The following is a 19926-nucleotide window of genomic DNA, read 5'->3' as shown; positions in this document are numbered from 1 at the left end:
TTGTACCTAAAAAGAAACATGAGCTTCCCTAAAACAACAAAAGCTACCTCATTAATGAAGTAGCTTTTTTTTATTACTATTTATTTCGCTTATTTTATCTCTTTAACAGCGTTATCAATTAAGGTTCTTAAGTGTTGTTTATGTGCTCTAGATGCTATATTTCCAGAAGGAGCAGCCATAGACCTAATCGCTTTAAGATTATACAGAGTCATTGATTTAGCTGTGTTTGTATACTTAGTACTTTGTTTACCTGTAAGCATATCAATTAGCATATTAGTATATTCTAATTGTAAATTTTGTCTAAATGAATTTACAGAGCCCGAGATGTCCGTTTTAAAAATAGCATCATTCAAATCGACCATAAAGGTAGATAAGGTGTATTCATTTCCATATAACTCAGAATCAGTAATTCGTTGTAATGTATTATAGTGTAAAAGTTGACTTAATACGTTTTTCTGATAACCCAAAACTTGGTTATGAATTTTAGGGTCTTCAGGAGCGCTCATAAAATTAAACCCTCTTCGTTGTTTTGCTAAATAATTATATAAATCATTTGGAGCTTGAAAGGCTTCTGGTGCAAATACATAAGTTTTTAAAGCGCTCATGGCTCTTTTTTGGTCTTTTAAGCTCACAGGAGTATAAGGTTGATTTGCTTGGTCTTGGCCCGCCATAGAACGATCTACATAAACACCTCCAATAAATCTAGAAATGGTATTTGTAGCAGAAGCTTTTTGACCATTTAATAAATAATAAACAGATCTTAATTCTTGGTAAGACTCGCCGGTTTTTATAAACTTAAATTTTAAATCTTTCATTAAATCGTTAGATAGTTCTATTCTATCAACAGCCCATTTAATTTGATTGTTAGATTGATCGGACACATTTACTCTAGGATCAATAGCTTTACCAGGATAACGCATGTCATCTGCATCGTTTCCAAAAATATGTTCAGGTTTCGTCGATTCGTTTAATAAGGCTTGACGTTCGGCTTCTGTTTTAAAAGGTTTGTAACCTAGTTGAATAGCCCAAATATCATATGGTCCCACAGCAACATCATCATATTGACCTTGTTTACTACGGTCTCTAGTAATATTTAAAGCCGCATAATCCATTACGGAAGCCGTTAAACACTTTCCCTTAATAAAATCGGCATCTGCAAGTTGCTCAGGAGAAAACAACTGACTCGCCTTCATATTATGATTTAAACCTAAAGTATGCCCAACTTCGTGCATAATTAAAGCCGTCATAGACTCTTTTTTAATACGTTCCATTTCTAAATCTGATCCTCCAGCTACAGAGGCAACAGTACTTGCCAACATAACTTCATTATGCAGTTCATGACCTAAAGAACAATACAAGTCTTCTTGATGATCTATAGTGTTATTAAGGGATTCATTCGAAGAGGTTTCAAAAACTTTTTCATAAAAAACACGATTTGTAAAGTGTTTATATTCAAGCATGATATCCGCTCCAAAAATTTCACCAGTTTTCGGGTTTTTCATACTTGGCCCATAGCCTCCAAATGGCGGTGTTGGAGAAGCGGTCCATCGTAATACATTATATCTAATATCACCAGCATCCCAATCGGCATCATCAGGTTGTTGTTTAACCACAATTGCGTTTTTAAAACCAGCCTTTTCAAAAGCTACATTCCATTGTAATACAGCATTTTTTATAGTTTCTCGCCATTGTATAGGGGTTGAGTTTTCCATCCACCAAGTAATAGGTTTTACCGGTTCAGATAATTCGGCTTCTGGGTTTTTCTTAACTAAGTTCCATCGGTTTATTAAATCGCGATATGGCGTTACACTAGTTGAAGTTTGGTCTGTGATTTCAGTAGTGAAGTAACCAACTCGAGGATCATCGAATCTAGGTTCAAAATCATTTTCTGGCATGGCAATTAAACTATGAAACACCTTTATACTAACATTTCTGCCATCGGAAACAGCACTAGAACCACCATTTAAAACGGATGGAGCCGAATACACATATTCCACCTCTAAATTTACATTTTCAGGATAGTTTTTTATGTCATTAATTTTTGTCTTTCCTTTATCCAAGCCTCCTAATTTAAAAGAGCTAGGAGATGTTCCTGGTCTCGAAGCTGGTTTTATTTGCGAAAATGTTTCTTTTAAAAACAAATCGTTAGCTTTTATTAGGTACAAACCTTCATCCGCGTTAGTGGCTTCAATTTTTAAGCTGGCCATAATACCTTGGCTAATATTGGCGTCTTTCGATTTTGAAATAGCATTATTAGGGTCGAAATAAAACGAAGTATTTTGAGTTGTAAACTCTATTTTATTAAAGTATTTTGATACTGTAAACACTTTAGAACCTTTATAAGAGCCTCTATTTATTCTTCCGGCATCTAAAACACCATCCGCAATTTGGCTAAAGTATATAAACTCTTTGTCTAATTGATTTTTTGTTATAACCATTTGTATTTCACCTGTAATAGTGTCTTGGTAAACAGTAAACAAACCTTCAATTTTTTTACTTGATTTTGTTAAGTCTGCAATAGATTTTTCTTTTAACTTTTTAACAGGGTTGTTTTTTGTAGCTTCAACAGCATTTTTTTTATTCCTCTTTTTTTTATTTTGAGCTTCTGCACCAAATGGTGCTAAAAGAAGTAAGATTAAGAAAGAAATGGGGAAAAGCTTAAAAGTAATTTGATTTAATTTCATAGGGAGATTTTGTGATTTATTAGGATTTCACCTAGTTATTTGAATTAGTCGCAGTAAAAATAGGTATAAACCAATATTCCTTCACCAAAATAAAAGTTAAAATAAATGTTATTGTAAGGTTTTACTATAATTTTTTATTTTTTACCTTTAACCATATGATTAAAGACACTAAAATTGCCGTATTAATTGATGGAGATAATATCCCGTCAAAATACATTACAGAAATGATGGAGGAAATTACCAAATATGGTACGCCTACCATTAAACGTATTTATGGAGATTGGACTAAGCCGCATCTATCTAAATGGAAAAATGTTTTGCTTGAAAATGCCATTACACCCATACAACAATATGGCTATACTACAGGTAAAAACGCTACCGATTCTGCAATGATTATTGATGCAATGGATATTTTATATTCCGAAAAGGTGAATGGTTTTTGCTTAGTGTCTTCCGATAGTGATTTTACTAAACTTGCTACGCGTTTAAGAGAAGCTGCTATGGTAGTTTATGGAATGGGCGAGAAGAAGACGCCTAATCCTTTTATTGTGGCTTGCGACAAGTTTATTTATTTAGAAATTTTAGCTCTTGATGAAGATGAAGATCCTAAGGACAAGCAATCTAATAAACCTAAAAAGGCAAATCTTTACAACATTACACCAAAGGTTATTAAATTACTTAAAAACTCGGTTGATGATGCTGCCGACGATGATGGTTGGGCATTTTTAGGCGATGTAGGTTCTTTAATCCTTAAAAAACAACCTAATTTTGATTCTAGAAACTTTGGATTTCAAAAATTAACACCACTTTTTAAATCGTTGCCACAATTTGAGTTGGAACAGCGGGACCAAACCAACGGACGATTTAAATTAATTTTTGTTAAGAATAAATAATGCTTTCAATAGCGTTATAAAGCGTCTGCTTAACATTAGAAGTTACTTTGTTGTTATTTGCAAATTTTTGATTCAATTCCAATTCTACACCAATATAGTTTTCAGGAAATTGTTTGCGTAAATAGGTTGTAAAACCGTCTGATTTCCCTAAATACGGATAATTATAACGGACATTAAAATCAGGATAGAGCCTATTTATTTCCTTTTTTAATACGGTGCAATAGGCTTTTTCTTCTTTTATTCTAGAGTCAAATAATAAACCAATATCGCAACGTCTTTCAATAGTATTTAAAATAGGAGTGAAGCTATGTACCGAGATATGCAGTACTTGCTCATTGGTATCAACTAACTTTTTTATTTGCGATTCAACATCATGTCTGTAAACATAATAATAGTCAATTATTAAACCGTTTTTCTCTGGTCTTGTGAGGTTTTTACTGAATTCTGAAAATAACTTATCATGGTGTAACGAACGGTTAAGCTCTATAAGTAGCCTACTTACCTTACTAAATTTCGAAAAATAAGCAAGAGGTTGTAAGGCTGTAAAGAGGTCTAAAGCACCTAAATCGTAACTTCGGTGTGTATTTAACACATCTTGAGCGTTTTCAAAATAATTATGAAAGTTTTCTGGAATAAAGCATCCTCCATGTTCGCAAGTTAAAATGAGTTTCATGCTCTAAACAAGCTGTTAGTTTGTAGACAATTTGCTAAGTCAAAATAAATGGTTTTAATGTTGTCTTCTGAAAAGTCATTGTCAATGGCTTTTAATATTCTGGTTGATAACGTACCTTCATTTAATATAATATCTAAGGCTTCATAATGCGATGTATCAATATTAGATTTTACGTCTTCGTATATTTTTTTCCAAATATTTTGAACGCTTAAAGGTTCATGGATTCGGAATAAGTCTAAATAGTTAATATCTGAAACTATATAAGCTTCACCTGATTTTATAATAGGGTTTAAAAGATTAAAAAGGGATGCATTCGACCATTCTTTTTGATTTGAAAGCGAAGTAAAACCGTTATTAACAAGATGTTTTAAAACTTCAATTATAAGGACACAAATGGCCATATCTGCCTTTGGGCATTCTTGTATATCTACTAATCTAATTTCTATAGCATTTCTATCAAACCTAGCAATAGCGCCTCTTGAGTTTAAAAAATGATGATCCAGTATATTCTGGTTATCAAAAGGTTTGATTGCTTTTTTAATAGGTTCGAAAATGGTTTTATGATAATCCGATTTATTAAAAACTTGTTCAGGAATTACAAAACCTGTCATTTCTGGTATTTCCTTTTGGTTGGTTTTATAATATTCCAAACGGGTATCTTTAAAGCCCGTAGATAGCCCTTCAAGAATTGGAGAACTTGCACATAACCCAGGAATAAGAGGTAGCAGAATTCGTATGGCAGCATGTAGTTTTTCAAATTCATTATCGTCGTAAAACGGTAAATTAATATGCGTGCTTTGTACGTTGCTCCAACCATGACCTTTACAATTAAAAATTCTGTTGTAAAGCTCATACACTTCACTATAACTGTGTTTCCAGAGTTGTGTATCGGTTAACGGATTCATTAACGGATGTGAGGCTGTTGGTAATAATTGCGTATTTAAAGGTTGTAATAACGCATTGATTTCTACTATGTTTTTATGAAACTCATTGGATAAGCTATTTAAATTAGCTGTTGGTCCATTGGTTTTTATTTCTACAACATGAGCTACCAATTCGTTGCTCCAAGCAATAGCGCCATTTTCAATATCGGAAGTTAGCTCACCATTCTTTTTTGTTAAGAGTGCATCAACTATAGGAGCTACCTTTTGGTTAGATTGATTGACTAACATGTATTCTAATTCGATACCATAAACTTCAAATAAATGATATTTTTTACCCATTACGTTACTATTAAAATTTTAAAATTTCGAGATTTACCTCGTGTGTTTTTTTTGTGGAGTTAGTGTTTGTTTTGCCCGCTTATAAAGTGTTTTATTCTAATCGCTTTTTTAAGGTATTTAAAACTTCAATATATACGTTGTCTCCATAATATTCGTCTTCTACACCAAAATCTATATTTGGGTTATCATTAATTTCTATAACCATAGGTTTTTTATTAACGACTTTTATATCTATTCCGTAAAGCCCTTTACCCATAAGTTTAGCCGATTTTATGGCCATGTTCAAGATGTTTTTGGGCACTTTTTCTATGGGTAAACAATCCGCATCGCCATCTTGCTCGTTTTTTTTCTTGGCATTCCAATTATAGATTTGCCAATGCCCTTTGGCCATATAGTATTTACAAGCAAAAAAGGGTTTATCGTCCATAATACCAATGCGCCAATCGTAGGTTGAAGGGCAAAATTCTTGTGCAATTATCAAATCAGATTCTTTAAGCATGTCGTTTACCAGCGCGTTATATTCAGCTTCGTTTTTAGCTTTTTTTACACCAAATGAGAATGTGGAATCGGGCGCTTTTAAAACACAAGGTAAACCCGTGTGTTCTAAAATGGTGTCTCTATTATCTTTGTGTACTATTATAGTTTTAGGAGTTGCAATATTTGCATTCTGTAAAGCTTCGGCCATATACACCTTATTGCAGCATTTTAAAATAGCATCAGGATAATCTACAATAGCAATGCCTAATTGTTGGGCTTTTCTAGCAAAGGCATAGGCTTCATTATTTACATCGGTGCTTTGTCTTATAAACAAGGCATCAAAAGAAGTTAAGCGTGATAAATCCTTTGGCTCAATAACTTCAGCATAAATATTCATTTTTTCAGCAATATCTATAAACTTTTTAATAGCCTTAGGGTTGCTTGGTGGCGCAGGATCATTAGGGTCAACTAAAATGGCTAAATCGAAATCTGAATTGATTACTTTTGGTGTATCGTAGCGTTTTTTAGAAAAGAATTGATTAGCAAATACATGAACACTTTCCATATGCTCTTCGGGTATTTGCGATTCTGAAATAGCTTTAATACTTTGAATGTTCCATTTGGTAGTGTAATTAAACTTCACCCTTAAAAAAGGCACTTGAAAATGCTTGTAAAATAAGCCGCTTAATTCCTTATATTTTTTAGCTACGTTTTGCCCAAAATAAATACTTAAGGTAAACTCTTGAGACTTTATGCCTTTTAAACTTTTCTGAATTGTTTCTTCAAATTCATCAGATACCATTCTAACCAATTTAATGGTTTTTAAATCTACAATATTTTTAACTGTAGGTATTGCTGAATGTCCGCGAGCTTCTGCTAAAAGAGAGACATAATAGCCCTTAGATTGGTAGGAGTAATCTTTACAAAGATTAAAGATTCTTGCTTTTTTAATTTTTGAAAAATCAGGATTAGTAAGGTAATCTTGTGATGAAATTACTTTAATATTTTCAATGGAAAAACTCCATTTATCTGTCTGATTTACAACAATATATTTGTTCATTTTTAGTAAAGTAACCCCATGTGAGTTTTGAGTAAAATTATTCTTTTTTAGAATATGTTTTACAAATAATAAAAATAATTTTATAAAATATTTTTATCTAAAAATGACATTAAAATAGGTGATTAACTATTATATAGCGCCTAAAATTTTATCCATAACCCAACTGGTATGTAGGGCTGTTTGTCCTGTAGAAGGATGTTTTTTATCATGGTCGTTAAAATAGTTTTGCATATTCTCAACATGATATTTTTGGATGTGTTTGGGGTTGTCTATAAAAAGTTCTTCCTTTATCTTATCGGTTTCCAAGTAAATAGGGTTTTCATGAAATACTGAAAACTTAATGGTGCCTTTACTGCCATAAATGGTTACTAAGTCTAAATGATGATGGCATCCAAAATTCCATGTTCCCGAACCTGTAATACCATTGTCGAGCAGCCACGACGCTGTAACGGCATCTTTTGCAGAGTATAAACCTTGTTGGTTTAAACTAAAGCCTGTAGCATTGCTAATTTGGCCTAAAAAGAAGGTAAATAAATCTAAACCATGGCTTGCTAAATCATCAAAATAGCCTGCAGGTGCAATGTTATTATCTGTTCGCCAGTTATAATTTTTCGAGGTGTCTAGTTCGCTTGCGGGTTTGCTTAAATGTGAGTTTATATGTCTTACGTCGCCAATAAGTTGGTTATCTAGCCATTCCTTAACTTTTAAAAATCGGGGTAGTGAACGTCTGTAATAAGCAACAAACAACGGTATGTTTTTTTCTTGAAATGCCTTTTGAATCTCTAAACTATCAGCATAACTAGGTGCTAATGGTTTCTCGATACAACAAGGTTTGCCGGCAGCGGCTATTTTTATCGCATAGAGTTTATGGGTGTCTGGTGGTGTGGCAATATACACAGCATCCACATTGGGGTCGTTAATTAAAGCATCGGCATCCGTATACGTGGTTGGAATGTTATGTCGTTTAGCATAATCCAATAATTTTTCTTCGTTACGACGCATAACGGCTACAACCTTAAAACCTTTAGTTTGTTGATATGCTGGTCCGCTTTTAACTTCGGTAACACTTCCGCATCCTATAAATCCCCAATTCATAATTTGATAATTTAGAAATTAAAAAAAGAGAACCGTTTAGTTCTCTTTTTAATTACTTTATAATTTAATTTACTCTGTTGTTTCCTCCATGGTGTGATATACATTCTGAACATCGTCATCTTCTTCAAGTTTTTCAAGTAGTTTCTCCACATCTGCTGCTTGTTCTGCATTAAGTGGTTTTGTTACTTGCGGTATGCGCTCAAACCCAGAAGATAATATTTCAATCTCTCTAGATTCTAATTCGGCTTGAATAGCTCCAAAGCTTTCAAAAGGTGCATATATTAAAATCCCATCATCGTCTGCAAAAACCTCTTCGGCACCAAAGTCTATAAACTCTAACTCTAATTCTTCAGGGTCTAATCCTTCAGCATTAATTCGGAAATTACAAGTATGGTCGAACATAAATACCACAGAGCCAGAAGTTCCTAAACTACCATCGCACTTATTAAAATAACTACGCACATTAGCAACGGTTCTTGTATTATTATCGGTAGCAGTTTCTACTAAAACAGCAATACCATGCGGTGCATAACCTTCAAATATAACTTCTTTATAATCACCTTGACCTTTTTCACTTGCTTTCTTTATGGCACGCTCAACGTTATCTTTTGGCATGTTTACAGATTTCGCATTCTGTATAACTGCTCTTAAACGCGAGTTACTATCCGGATCTGGGCCACCCTCTTTTACAGCCATAACAATATCTTTACCAATACGTGTAAAGGCTTTGCTCATAGCAGACCAACGTTTCATTTTCCTTGCTTTTCTAAACTCGAAAGCTCTTCCCATAATTATATAATTTGTTTTTTATTTCCGACGAATCAGAAATATTTAAATTCATTTAAAATTTTCAATGTAGCAAATTTAAAAAAATCTACTAATTGAGCTCCTTTAAATTTTTATAAAGTTTAATTTACTGGCTAGTGTTTAAAACTGCTAGTTACTTTATTCCTCATCTGGCTCTACAATGTTCTCTATAGCTTCGGCTAATAAAAAATCTTTATTAGTAACACCATCGGCATCGTGAGTTGATAACGATATGGTAAGTACGTTATATGTATTGCTCCAATTGGGATGATGGTTTAAAGCTTCGCACTCAAAAGCGATTCGGCTCATAGCACTAAAGCAATCTTTAAAGTTTTCGAATTCGAATTCGCCGTGTATGGCATTGTCGTAGTATTCCCAATCTGGAAATCGAAGTAATTTTTTCTCTATATCGTCGTCTGATAGTTTATTCATACTTATGGTTTTAGTAATTCTTATTAAAAATAAACTATATTTTTAAATCTGTTAGAATATCGTCACTCTTAATTTGTAAATGTTTTGGGAGGGTATTGAATTTAGGTAAAACAGCTAAATATCTATCATCATTTGTAGTATAAACCCTTTTATAAATGGGCTGATTTATTAATTCTAAAGATTTTACTATTTCTTTTATAAAATCTTCATGATGTACCAAATCGTTACTTCCTAGATGGTAAACACCAAATTTATTTCGGTTAATCATATAATGAATTTGTTGTGTGATTTTCGATGCAGTTGTAACATTCATTATTAAATTAGGAAAAACCTCGATAGCTTCCTTTTTGTTGGTAAGATTAATAATGTCCTGTACTCTTGGTGAATGTGAGCCAAAAACCATAGGCAACCTTAATATAACGACTTGTTTTTTAGGCAAGCGCAATAGCATGTTTTCAATTTTAATTTTGAAATGCCCATAAATGCTATTACTATATGTTTTATCGTATTCGTAACTCGGGTATTTTATATATGCATCGAATACGTTGGCAGACGAAACAAAAATAATCTTTATTGCATTTATTAAAACATACTCCGCGATATGTTGATGCATTAACACTTGCTTTGAAAAATCGCCTCGTAAAGCAGAAATAATAATAGTAGGTTTTACAATGTCAAGTATTTCGTAAATATCATCTTCTTCAATATTATATTGAAAAAATTGATGGTTCTTTTCAAGCTGATTATTTGAGGTGTTGTAGGTGCCAAACGTTCTAAAATAGGGGTAGAGCTCCTTGTAAATCGAGCTTCCTAAAAAACCGCTTCCACCTATTATTAGTATTCTATGTTTACCTTCCCGCTTTATCATGTATTATAATTCACCAATGAAGATGCACTAGAAAATAGATTGTTTAGTTTTAGTTGTAAATTCTTGTAGCGCTAGCATACCAAGTTTAGAATTTCCTTTCTTGTTAAGACCAGGCGACCACGTTGTAATTACAAACTGGTCTGGTAATAGGGCTACAATGCCACCCCCAACACCGCTTTTTCCGGGTAAACCTACCTCGAAAGCAAACTCTCCAGCTTCGTCGTAAAATCCACAAGTAAGCATTAAAGCGTTTACACGTTTTACTTGCCTGTCGGTAATATGTAGTTTATTCTGTAAACATTTACCATTATTTGCAAAGAGGTAAAAAGTGTTTGATAACTGGCTGCATGTCATTTCTATTGAGCATTGATAGAAATAGAAATCTAATACAACATCGACCGGATTATTTAAGTTTTTGAATGATTTTAAAAGATTGGCTGCTGCAAAATTTTTAAACCCTGTAGATTGCTCCGATAGCGCTACATCAATATTATAATTAATAGAAGCATCGCCAGCTAGTTCTCGTACATAATTTAAAAAATCTTCTTTTGGGTTTTTTAAATGAGATACTAAAATATCTGCAATTACAATAGCCCCAGAATTTATAAACGGATTTCTAGGAATACCATTTTCAATTTCTAATAAAGCCAATTGGTTAAATGGGTGTCCAGATGGTTCTACATCGACACGTTTCCAGATATCTTCTCCAATAAGTGACATGGCCTTGGATAAGGCTAAAACTTTCGATATACTTTGTATAGAAAACAATTTATTATAATCGCCAACGCCATAACATTCACCTTTAGCTGTTCGTAATTGAATAGCAAAGTTTTCCTTATTCACGTGCGCTAATTCTGGAATGTAAGAGGCTACAACACCTTTATCAGTAGCTTGAATAGCATCCTGATAAATGCTGTTTAATACGGCTTGAAAATCTGTCATATAATTATTTGTAGAACGGCAATTTAACGACCGTAGCAGTAACAGCGTTTTTACGTATTTGTATATTTATTTTACTATTTACATCGGCAAAAACAGTAGGAACATAACCTAAGCCAATGCCTTTTCCTAACGACGGACTCATGGTTCCTGAAGTTACAACACCAATAGTTTTTCCTTGGCCATCAACAATATCGTAACCTTGGCGTGGTATGCCACGTTCTTCCAATTGAAACGCAATAAGTTTACGTTCGGTGCCTTGTTCTTTTTCGGCCTTTAAAGCTTCAGAGTTTGTAAAATCTTTAGTGAATTTTGTAATCCATCCTAAACCTGCTTCGATTGGCGAGGTGGTATCATCAATATCATTTCCGTAAAGACAATACCCCATTTCTAAGCGTAGCGTATCGCGTGCCGCAAGTCCAATAGGTTTAATGCCAAAATCGGCACCTGCTTCTAAAACCTTATCCCAAACTTGTTTTACTTCGTTGTTTTTACAATAAATTTCAAAACCACCGCTACCAGTATAACCTGTTGCCGAAATGATAATATGTTCGATACCCGCAAAATCGCCAACAATAAAGTTATAAAACTTAATGGCAGATAAATCATGACTGGTAAGGCTTTGCATGGCTTCAATAGCTTTTGGACCTTGAATTGCAAGTAAAGCGTAATCTTCACTTAAATCGCGCATGGTTGCACCAATATCATTTTTAGACCTAATCCAGTTCCAATCCTTTTCTATATTACTCGCATTTACAACTAGTAAATACGCATCGTCTTTAATTTTATAAATAATTAAATCGTCAACAATACCGCCATCATCGTTAGGCATACAGCTGTATTGCGCTTTACCAATAGTTAATTTAGAGGCATCATTACTCGATACTTTCTGTATTAAATCAAGCGCATGTGCACCTTCAATTAAAAACTCACCCATATGCGATACATCAAACACGCCAACACTATTACGTACGGTATCATGTTCGGCATTTACACCTTCATATTGTACAGGCATATTGTATCCTGCAAAAGGGACTATTTTCGCTCCTAGCGCTTTGTGAGTTTCTGTTAAGGCTGTGTTTTTCATTTAAAAATCTTTAGTCAAAAAATAAACAATAATTAAGCAAATTAATAAAATAATAAATCCCGATAATAAAGCTTTCTTCCTTTTAAAACCGGTAACAATATCTCCGATTGTATTTCCGAAAAATTTAATTATTCCAATTAAAATGTCTTCCATAGTTATAAAAACAAATGTATTGAAAATTTATATTAACGCTTTCCCGGAAGGATAAAAAGGTTTGTTAAAGTTAGGAGGCTTTGATTAAATACCTGTAAAACGAATTACAAGGATATTAAATTTTGTTCATCATTAAACTTTAGGAAATATTTTAGAAACTTTTAGTTTAAGTAGCTTATTTTCGTGCGGTTTAAAAAATTTAAATACTTTCTAAAAATTAGAGTTTTAATTATTAAATTGTAACATATAGTTTTATGATAATCTTAAAATCATCGACTATTTCTGTTATTTTATTAGTAAACAACTGTTTAAAGTAACACAATAACTTAGAAGGTTTTAAATAAAAGTGCTTATGACGAATAATATACTTATTGAGGATCAATATAAAAGAACATCTTTATTTGAAAAAGAAAATGTTAATTATCTCGTACATGTATTAAAAAGGTTTAATACGGTACCTAAAATAAATAACATTCAAATTATTACTTCTACTAGTGTACCAAATGTGTTTAAAATAGTACCCAACAAATCCATTATTATAGGAGAGTTATATTTAAGAAACCCCGTTTTAGCCTTAGTATATTTAAGGTATGGTATAGAATGGCAACTTTGGTATAAGGCCTTAGAAAATAAAAAAGACGATATCGCTTTATGTGACGTAGCAGCCTTTGAAGTTACCCGTATATTTTACCAGTTATTGCCTAAAGAAGATAAAGAAAAACTACAAAACCTTGATTATTTTCTAATTAATTTAATTAAAAATGATAGCACTATCGATGTTGATTTTTTACTGAAGAGTAAGGAGTTACAAGCATTTCATGGGTTAACAAGCGACAATAAAGTATTTAAAGAATCTTGGAAACCTATTGTTGAAAATTTAGCAAAACCTACCGAATATCTATTAATGGCAGGTGGCGATTTTAGATTAAATATAGATGAAGTTGAATTGTTAAACAAATATGGTTGTCGCCCGTTTCCTAGGCCAGATGCCTTTACATTTGCATCGTCTACAGCAACGAGTGTTTCTAATTTTGCATTCGATAAAACCGATAAGACTAGAAGCATTTTAATTAAAAACAGTCTTAAAAATGGATTTGAAACTAGTACTACGGATTTTTCGGAGTTACTAAAAACCAATTTTAGAAAAATATTCAAACTTAACGAAGCTTGCGAAATTATTTTTTCGCCTTCGGGAACAGATTCTTCTTTACAAATTGCGGCTATAACTCAAATTATTACCGATAAGGAAATTACACATGTTTTGGTAGCATCAGACGAGACGGGTAGTGGTGTGCCAGCTGCATTAAAAGGATGTCATTTCGAAAATAATACCGCATTAAATTTCCCTATTACTAAAGGGGAACAAATGGAAGGCTTTAGGGATGTAGATTTAATTAAAATTCCGTTTAGAGATGAAAAAGGACAATTAAAATCTACTGAAGCTTTAGACAAAGAAGTGTTTACAGCTATATCAGATACTAATAAATTGGGGCGCCATGTGGTGTTGCATGTTATGGATCATTCAAAACTAGGTTATCAATCGCCAAGTAAAAAAATGATGCAAGATTTAAATAGCATAAAGGATTTATCAATGCAAGTTATTATTGATGCCGCACAATTACGATTAGATCCATCTGATATTCAAAATTATTTAAAAAACGGATATATTGTTAGTATTACTGGTAGTAAGTTCTTTACAGGACCTCCTTATTCTGGAGCCTTAATTTTTCCAGAACGTGTTAGTAAACTAATCGATTGTGTAAAAAGTAAATTGCCAAAAGGTTTAGTGCAATATTTTAATGCTTCCGATTGGCCAACATCTTGGATTTGTTCAAAAAATTTATCCGATGGTTTTAATTATGGTTCTTACATGCGATGGAATGCCGCTATGGTAGAAATGGAACGTTATTTTAAAACACCAATCCTATATAGAAATATGGGTATTGAAATGTTTTGCAATTTTGTTGAAGACTCGATAAACGACGCTCCGTTTTTGCAGCCAGTTTACAGTGCTGTAACGCGTGCCAATACGTATAACAATAAAGAGTTTGGAATTCGAAATATGCGTACTATATTCCCGTTTTTCATTCTTAAAAATGAAGATCCTTTGACTGTCGATCAGGTAAAAAAGCTATACAAGTTGCTAAACTCAGATATTTCACAACATTTTGAAGGCACTCCTATTGAAACATTTAGATTGGCTGCACAGAAGTGTCATATTGGGCAAGCTGTAAACGTTAAATATACTAATGGCGTGCAAAGTGCTGTATTACGAATAAGTTTAGGGGCAAGAGTTATATCGGAAAGTTGGGTAAATAGAGATATTAGTCTCTTTTTTAGAAATATTGAATCGCAATTAGACCAGATTACGGTTATTATTAAAAAGATAGAATTGATACTTAATAACCCAGAGTTATTGGATTAATAAATAAGGCGTTATTTGCGATTTAATACCTCGTTTTCTTCATCTGTTAAAAGTCTGGAGTGTATTAAAAAGCGCAATCCTAAAGGTATTTCTAACGAAAAACTAGCACCTCGACCTTCCGTTACATCAACGGTTAAATGGGTGTGTTTCCAATATTCAAATTGGTCTTGATTCATATAAAAATTAACACCATGTACGGTGCCTAAAAGGATATCGCTTTCATCTAAATACATATCATATTTTTCAAATAGCATGGGCGCAGAACCATCGCAGCAACCACCACTTTGATGAAAAATTAATTCGCCATGTTTTGATTTTAATGTATCTAATACTTTTTTAGCCTTTTCGGTTATTGCAACGCTTTCCATAATTTAAATATATTAAAAAGGCTGAATCTTTAAAATAAATCCAGCCTTTGTGCTATTAATTGGTTTCTACTAAAAGAAGCCTAATTTGTTTTTATCATAAGAAATCAACATGTTTTTTGTTTGGCGATAATAGTTAAGCATCATCACATGGTTTTCTCTACCAAAACCAGATTTTTTATAACCTCCAAACGGTGCATGCGCAGGGTATGCATGGTAACAGTTTACCCAAACACGACCTGCTTTTATGGCTCTTGGTATTTGATAAAGTTGATGTGAATCTCGCGTCCAAACACCCGCTCCAAGACCGTATAATGTATCGTTAGCAATTTCTATAGCTTCGGCTTCATCTTTAAATTTTGTAACACAGGCTACAGGGCCAAAAATTTCTTCTTGAAAGACTCGCATTTTATTATGCCCCTCTAATAGTGTAGGTTTAATATAAAAACCGTTTGCCAAATTACCATCTAATGTATTGGCAGAACCTCCGGTTAATACTTTTGCACCTTCCTCTTTACCAATTTTAAAGTACGATTGTATTTTTTCGTATTGATCATTAGAGGCTTGTGCACCAACCATTGTATTTACATCGTATGGGTTGTCTTGAATAATGGCATTTGTTCGTTCAATTACACGCTTCATAAACGCATCATAAATATCTTCTTGCACCAAAATTCTAGATGGGCAGGTACATACTTCTCCTTGATTAAAAGCGAACAGAACAGCGCCTTCAATAGCTTTATCTAAATAAGCATCGTCATGATCCATAACAGAATTAAAGAACACGTTTGGCGATTTACCTCCAAGTTCCATAGTTACTGGGTTAAGGTTTTTTGATGCATATTGCATAATTAATTGTCCTGTTGTGGTTTCGCCTGTAAAGGCTACTTTATCTACTCTAGAACTCGATGCTAAAGGCTTACCAGCTTCGGGACCAAAACCATGTATAATATTTACAACACCAGGAGGGAATACATCTGCAATTTTTTCCATCAATAAGGTTGCGGATGATGGTGTTTGTTCTGCAGGTTTTAAAACCACACAATTTCCAGTAACTAAAGCTGGCGGTAATTTCCAGGATAACATTAGTAAAGGGAAATTCCACGGAATTATTTGTCCAATAACTCCTAAAGGTTCTTTAATATTCATGGATAAAGTATGCTGGTCTAACTCAGTAGCGCTACCTTCTTCCGATCGGATACAGGCAGCAAAATAACGCCAGTGGTCCACAGCCAAAGGAATATCTGCATTTAAAGTTTCTCGTATGGGTTTACCGTTATCACAAGTTTCAACCAGTGCAAACTCTTCTAAATTAGCTTCAATAATATCAGCCACTTTATTTAATAAGGTAGCACGTTCTGTTGCCGATGTATTACCCCAAGATTCTTTTGCAGCATTGGCAGCATCTAAAGCTAATTCTACATCTTCTTTTTGAGATCGGGGGTATTTAGCAATTAATGAATTATCAATTGGCGATGTATTTTCAAAATACTGCCCACCAATTGGGTCAACAAATTTTCCGTTAATAAAATTGCCATACTTCTCTTTAAACTTAGGTTTCGAATAACTCATGTAATTTCTTATTTAATTAGTAAATTGTTAAAAATTTAATATATAAAATGTGTTATATTTGTTTTTTATAAAGATATTTTATCAAATTCGAATTATCTTGAACATATTTATTATATTCTTGAACATATCTATTATTTAAACCGTTTTGTGCTAAAATTTTGTATTATTGAGTATGAAATCCATTATTAATCAACATAGAAGTAACAGAAAACTAACCACTTTAGTGGAAAACAGAACGACTTATAATGCTGATTATGCAGAACTTAACATATTTGAAACGCATGCTGTAGCAGAAAAAGTGGCTTTAAAATTCGATTTCCCCATAATAGCTAGTATGCTAACAGGGAAAAAGATTATGCATTTAGAAGGTTTTGAGTCGTTCGATTTTTTTCCGGGCGAATCTGTGGTTATGCCAAGTCGTAAAGAAATGATTATTGACTTTCCTGTGGCAACAAAAAATAAACCAACACAATGTTTAGCACTTGGTATCGATGCCGTAAAAATTAACGAAGTGGTCGAGAAATTTAATGAGCATGTGGCTATTGAAAATGAAAATAACACATGGAATTTAGATGCTACATCTTCGCATTTAATTAATAATACCGATGTAAATCACTTAATTGAGCGCCTCACATATACCTTTACAAATAATAATAAATCTAAGGATGTGCTTTTAGATTTAATGATACAAGAATTAATAGTAAGGTTACTACAAACCAAAGCGAAATCCTTAATTGTAAATAACCAAAATCAGGTATTTAACGACACACGAATTGGCACCGTTATTAAATTTATAAAGGAAAATCTAACTAATAAGGATATTAGTGTGGATTTACTTGCAAAGAAAGCTTACATGAGTGCGTCGCATTTTCATAAGCAGTTTAAAAACACGCTTGGTGTATCGCCAATAGATTATATTAATTCCGAAAAAATTAAGTTTTCAAAAAAACTTATAAAGGAATGTAAAAACAGTAGAATGTCCGAAATTGCCTTTAAATCGGGTTTTAACAATACCAGTTACTTCAATAGGCAGTTTAAAAAAATGGAAATGATGACGCCGCAACAGTTTAAAAAATCTGTTAGTCATTAATTAATACTTTTCTGGTCTTTTCTTAAATATGGGTATATCGCTTTCGCGGAATTGTTAAAAGCACACCATAAGCATAGCTACAAATAATAAGCTTTTTAACTATATATTTTATTAAATTTACAGGGTAATAAATTGAATATATGGGACCACTAGTGCATCATGTTTTTTTCTGGCTGAAAAATCCAGAATCTTTAGAAGATAAGCAACAACTTATTGAAGGTATAAAACAATTGAAAACCATCGAGCAAGTGGCCGATATTCATATTGGTGTTCCAGCTTCAACCGAAAAAAGAGATGTTGTTGAAAACAGTTATTCCGTTACCGAAATGCTAATTTTTGCAAATGAGCAGGATGAAGCTATATATCAAAAACATAAAATACATCAAGAGTTTGTTGATAAGCATCAACATTTATGGCGTAAAGTTTTAGTTTTTGACAGTAAAAGTGTGTTGTAAAGAATAGGTTTATTATGCCTTTTTTAGTGTTATTAAGCTATAGAGTGACACTAAAGCCCAAATACCTTCTAAAATAATAAATGGCCAATATTGTATTAAAATTGAGGCTATACAAGCCATAGATGCTCCAACAAGATTTAATAATATAAAAGCCAAATGCTTATTGTGTATTTTGCCTAAAACATTTAGCAAATATGCTAAAAGAATTTGGAATACGCCTAAAAAACCAATCCAGTCATCAAAAGTCATAACTAATTAATTTAAAAGAAATGATTTTAAATCGTTGTAAGTTGAAATTAAAGTCGCTTCCTTTTTTCCACCCATTACAGATTGTATTTGTTCAGGTAAAGGTTGCTCTTCTTTAATGACTTCTTCAACCACATCTAAAAATTTAGTAGGATGTGCGGTTTCTAAAAATACACAATGCGCATTAGGGTTTTGCTCTAAATGCGATTTACAACCTAAATAACCAACCGCTCCGTGTGGGTCGGCAACGTAATTGTAGGTGTTGTAAATCTCTAACATGGCTTCGCGAGTTTCATCATCAGAAAAACTGTAAGATGACACGTTTTCTTTTAAGGCTTCGAAGTTGTTTTTATAAATTTCTTGAATACGAATAAAGTTACTCGGTGCACCAACATCCATAGCGTTACTAATAGTTTGTACCGATGGTTTTGGCTCGTATAACTCCGAAATTAAGTAGCGTGTAACAACATTGTTTGCATTATTAGATGCTACAAAATGCTTAATTGGTAAACCTAGTTGTTGTGCCATCATACCAGCACATACATTACCAAAATTTCCACTAGGTACCGAAAAAACAATCTCTTTATTACTAGCTTTAAGTTGTTTATAAGCAAACATAAAGTAGAATAATTGCGGTAACCAACGTGCTACATTAATGGAATTGGCAGATGTTAATTGCATTTGGCTTGTTAGCGCTTCATCTAGAAACGCTGTTTTTACCATGGCCTGACAATCATCAAACGTTCCATTAACTTCTAAAGCTTTAATATTTTGACCTAAAGTAGTTAATTGCATTTCTTGAATATCGCTCACTTTTCCGCTAGGGTAGAGTATAACGACATTAACACCTTTTACACCTAAAAATCCATTGGCAACAGCTCCTCCCGTATCACCAGAAGTGGCAACTAAAACGGTAACTTCGTTTGTGTTGTTTTTATTAAAATAGCCTAAACAACGCGCCATAAAACGCGCACCAACATCTTTAAAGGCCATGGTTGGACCATGAAATAACTCTAAAGTTGAAATGCTCTCGTTTAGTTTTACAACAGGAAAATCAAAAGACAATGTTTCGCTAACAATAGTTTTTAAAACGTCTTCTGGAATTTCTGGAGATACAAATTGTTTTATAGCTTCAAACGCAATTTCAGAATACGATAAATTATCAAAATTATCCCAAAACGATTGTGGTAATGGCGTTATGCTTTCAGGAAAGTATAAGCCTTTATCTGGTGCTAGTCCTTTAATAACCGCATCTTTAAACGTTGTGTTTGGAGCTTGATGATTTAGTGAGTAGTAATTCATTGTTTTAATAAGTTGACCGAAGACCTTTGACGGAAGACGGGTGTTATTTGGTTTTCTATAAAGAAAATTTATTTTTATTT

18 protein-coding genes are annotated in these 19926 nt (G+C 33.0%); 4 read left to right on the top strand and 14 right to left on the bottom strand.

The features are described from left to right. Positions 1-89: 89 nt before the first annotated feature. Complete coding sequence (locus AAFN75_RS16080; RefSeq protein WP_411807318.1) at positions 90-2684, bottom strand: zinc-dependent metalloprotease; 2595 nt, start codon at positions 2682-2684, stop codon at positions 90-92. Between the two features lie 155 nt (positions 2685-2839). Here AAFN75_RS16080 and AAFN75_RS16075 point away from each other — a divergent pair, with 155 nt between their 5' ends. Further along, positions 2840-3577, top strand: a complete 738-nt coding sequence (locus tag AAFN75_RS16075) for an NYN domain-containing protein (protein ID WP_092853734.1) — start codon at positions 2840-2842, stop codon at positions 3575-3577. Here the strand turns inward: AAFN75_RS16075 and AAFN75_RS16070 are convergent. The 9 genes from AAFN75_RS16070 to gcvT all read right to left on the bottom strand — a co-directional run bounded on the left by AAFN75_RS16070 (position 3564) and on the right by gcvT (position 12238). Beyond that, positions 3564-4250 (bottom strand): N-formylglutamate amidohydrolase, encoded by a 687-nt coding sequence (locus AAFN75_RS16070; RefSeq protein WP_411807317.1) that lies wholly within the window; start codon positions 4248-4250, stop codon positions 3564-3566. The two genes, AAFN75_RS16075 and AAFN75_RS16070, sit on opposite strands and share 14 nt — an antisense overlap. After that, complete coding sequence (locus AAFN75_RS16065; protein ID WP_411807316.1) at positions 4247-5473, bottom strand: glutamate-cysteine ligase family protein; 1227 nt, start codon at positions 5471-5473, stop codon at positions 4247-4249. Before AAFN75_RS16065 ends, AAFN75_RS16070 begins: the two co-directional genes overlap by 4 nt. Positions 5474-5564: 91 nt before the next feature. Further along, positions 5565-7010: a RimK family protein gene (locus AAFN75_RS16060; protein WP_411807315.1), complete on the bottom strand. Its 1446-nt coding sequence runs from the start codon at positions 7008-7010 to the stop codon at positions 5565-5567. A 129-nt stretch (positions 7011-7139) separates the two neighbouring features. Continuing rightward, positions 7140-8105, bottom strand: a complete 966-nt coding sequence (locus AAFN75_RS16055) for a Gfo/Idh/MocA family protein (protein ID WP_411807314.1) — start codon at positions 8103-8105, stop codon at positions 7140-7142. 69 nt (positions 8106-8174) lie between these two features. Continuing rightward, entirely contained in the window at positions 8175-8894 is a 720-nt protein-coding gene (locus tag AAFN75_RS16050; protein ID WP_411807313.1) for a YebC/PmpR family DNA-binding transcriptional regulator, read from the bottom strand. 156 nt (positions 8895-9050) lie between these two features. Continuing rightward, on the bottom strand, positions 9051-9344 hold the full coding sequence (locus tag AAFN75_RS16045; protein ID WP_411807312.1) for a 4a-hydroxytetrahydrobiopterin dehydratase: 294 nt from the start codon (positions 9342-9344) through the stop codon (positions 9051-9053). 34 nt (positions 9345-9378) lie between these two features. Further along, on the bottom strand, positions 9379-10212 hold the full coding sequence (locus tag AAFN75_RS16040) for a sugar nucleotide-binding protein (protein ID WP_411807311.1): 834 nt from the start codon (positions 10210-10212) through the stop codon (positions 9379-9381). A 27-nt stretch (positions 10213-10239) separates the two neighbouring features. After that, positions 10240-11154, bottom strand: a complete 915-nt coding sequence (locus tag AAFN75_RS16035) for a glutaminase (protein ID WP_411807310.1) — start codon at positions 11152-11154, stop codon at positions 10240-10242. A 4-nt stretch (positions 11155-11158) separates the two neighbouring features. Continuing rightward, complete coding sequence (gcvT, locus tag AAFN75_RS16030; protein ID WP_411807309.1) at positions 11159-12238, bottom strand: glycine cleavage system aminomethyltransferase GcvT; 1080 nt, start codon at positions 12236-12238, stop codon at positions 11159-11161. 505 nt (positions 12239-12743) lie between these two features. Between gcvT and AAFN75_RS16025 the strand changes: the two genes are divergently transcribed. Then, a complete protein-coding gene (locus AAFN75_RS16025; protein ID WP_411807308.1) occupies positions 12744-14816 on the top strand; it encodes a hypothetical protein in 2073 nt (690 codons plus the stop codon). 11 nt (positions 14817-14827) lie between these two features. On the opposite strand, the gene AAFN75_RS16020 is transcribed toward AAFN75_RS16025, so the two are convergent. Continuing rightward, positions 14828-15184: a DUF779 domain-containing protein gene (locus AAFN75_RS16020; RefSeq protein ID WP_411807307.1), complete on the bottom strand. Its 357-nt coding sequence runs from the start codon at positions 15182-15184 to the stop codon at positions 14828-14830. A 69-nt stretch (positions 15185-15253) separates the two neighbouring features. Beyond that, complete coding sequence (locus AAFN75_RS16015) at positions 15254-16753, bottom strand: aldehyde dehydrogenase family protein (RefSeq protein ID WP_411807306.1); 1500 nt, start codon at positions 16751-16753, stop codon at positions 15254-15256. Between the two features lie 172 nt (positions 16754-16925). Here AAFN75_RS16015 and AAFN75_RS16010 point away from each other — a divergent pair, with 172 nt between their 5' ends. Together AAFN75_RS16010 and AAFN75_RS16005 are read left to right on the top strand one after the other, a co-directional pair. Next, the gene (locus tag AAFN75_RS16010; RefSeq protein ID WP_411809293.1) at positions 16926-17843 is read left to right on the top strand and encodes an AraC family transcriptional regulator; all 918 of its coding nucleotides are present in this window, start codon (positions 16926-16928) and stop codon (positions 17841-17843) included. A gap of 140 nt (positions 17844-17983) precedes the next feature. Then, positions 17984-18298, top strand: coding sequence for a Dabb family protein (locus AAFN75_RS16005; RefSeq protein ID WP_411807304.1), 315 nt, complete (start codon positions 17984-17986; stop codon positions 18296-18298). Positions 18299-18310: 12 nt separating this feature from the next. On the opposite strand, the gene AAFN75_RS16000 is transcribed toward AAFN75_RS16005, so the two are convergent. Together AAFN75_RS16000 and thrC are read right to left on the bottom strand one after the other, a co-directional pair. Then, a complete protein-coding gene (locus AAFN75_RS16000; RefSeq protein WP_411807303.1) occupies positions 18311-18547 on the bottom strand; it encodes a CBU_0592 family membrane protein in 237 nt (78 codons plus the stop codon). A 6-nt stretch (positions 18548-18553) separates the two neighbouring features. Beyond that, a complete protein-coding gene (gene thrC / locus AAFN75_RS15995; protein ID WP_411807302.1) occupies positions 18554-19846 on the bottom strand; it encodes a threonine synthase in 1293 nt (430 codons plus the stop codon). Positions 19847-19926 lie beyond the last annotated feature (80 nt).

The organism is Algibacter sp. AS12 (assembly GCF_046736315.1).
In the GTDB taxonomy this organism is placed as follows: domain Bacteria; phylum Bacteroidota; class Bacteroidia; order Flavobacteriales; family Flavobacteriaceae; genus Algibacter_B; species Algibacter_B amylolyticus.
The sequence above is the reverse complement of the archived record's forward strand: the minus strand, read 5'-3'. Positions and strand labels throughout refer to the sequence as shown.

Bases quoted from the DNA above. Each gene is read 5' to 3' on its own strand.
- AAFN75_RS16080 (WP_411807318.1), bottom strand. From the start codon at position 2,684: ATGAAATTAAATCAAATTACTTTTAAGCTTTTCCCCATTTCTTTCTTA.
- AAFN75_RS16075 (WP_092853734.1), top strand. From the start codon at position 2,840: ATGATTAAAGACACTAAAATTGCCGTATTAATTGATGGAGATAATATC.
- AAFN75_RS16070 (WP_411807317.1), bottom strand. From the start codon at position 4,250: ATGAAACTCATTTTAACTTGCGAACATGGAGGATGCTTTATTCCAGAA.
- AAFN75_RS16065 (WP_411807316.1), bottom strand. From the start codon at position 5,473: ATGGGTAAAAAATATCATTTATTTGAAGTTTATGGTATCGAATTAGAA.
- AAFN75_RS16060 (WP_411807315.1), bottom strand. From the start codon at position 7,010: ATGAACAAATATATTGTTGTAAATCAGACAGATAAATGGAGTTTTTCC.
- AAFN75_RS16055 (WP_411807314.1), bottom strand. From the start codon at position 8,105: ATGAATTGGGGATTTATAGGATGCGGAAGTGTTACCGAAGTTAAAAGC.
- AAFN75_RS16050 (WP_411807313.1), bottom strand. From the start codon at position 8,894: ATGGGAAGAGCTTTCGAGTTTAGAAAAGCAAGGAAAATGAAACGTTGG.
- AAFN75_RS16045 (WP_411807312.1), bottom strand. From the start codon at position 9,344: ATGAATAAACTATCAGACGACGATATAGAGAAAAAATTACTTCGATTT.
- AAFN75_RS16040 (WP_411807311.1), bottom strand. From the start codon at position 10,212: ATGATAAAGCGGGAAGGTAAACATAGAATACTAATAATAGGTGGAAGC.
- AAFN75_RS16035 (WP_411807310.1), bottom strand. From the start codon at position 11,154: ATGACAGATTTTCAAGCCGTATTAAACAGCATTTATCAGGATGCTATT.
- gcvT (WP_411807309.1), bottom strand. From the start codon at position 12,238: ATGAAAAACACAGCCTTAACAGAAACTCACAAAGCGCTAGGAGCGAAA.
- AAFN75_RS16025 (WP_411807308.1), top strand. From the start codon at position 12,744: ATGACGAATAATATACTTATTGAGGATCAATATAAAAGAACATCTTTA.
- AAFN75_RS16020 (WP_411807307.1), bottom strand. From the start codon at position 15,184: ATGGAAAGCGTTGCAATAACCGAAAAGGCTAAAAAAGTATTAGATACA.
- AAFN75_RS16015 (WP_411807306.1), bottom strand. From the start codon at position 16,753: ATGAGTTATTCGAAACCTAAGTTTAAAGAGAAGTATGGCAATTTTATT.
- AAFN75_RS16010 (WP_411809293.1), top strand. From the start codon at position 16,926: ATGAAATCCATTATTAATCAACATAGAAGTAACAGAAAACTAACCACT.
- AAFN75_RS16005 (WP_411807304.1), top strand. From the start codon at position 17,984: ATGGGACCACTAGTGCATCATGTTTTTTTCTGGCTGAAAAATCCAGAA.
- AAFN75_RS16000 (WP_411807303.1), bottom strand. From the start codon at position 18,547: ATGACTTTTGATGACTGGATTGGTTTTTTAGGCGTATTCCAAATTCTT.
- thrC (WP_411807302.1), bottom strand. From the start codon at position 19,846: ATGAATTACTACTCACTAAATCATCAAGCTCCAAACACAACGTTTAAA.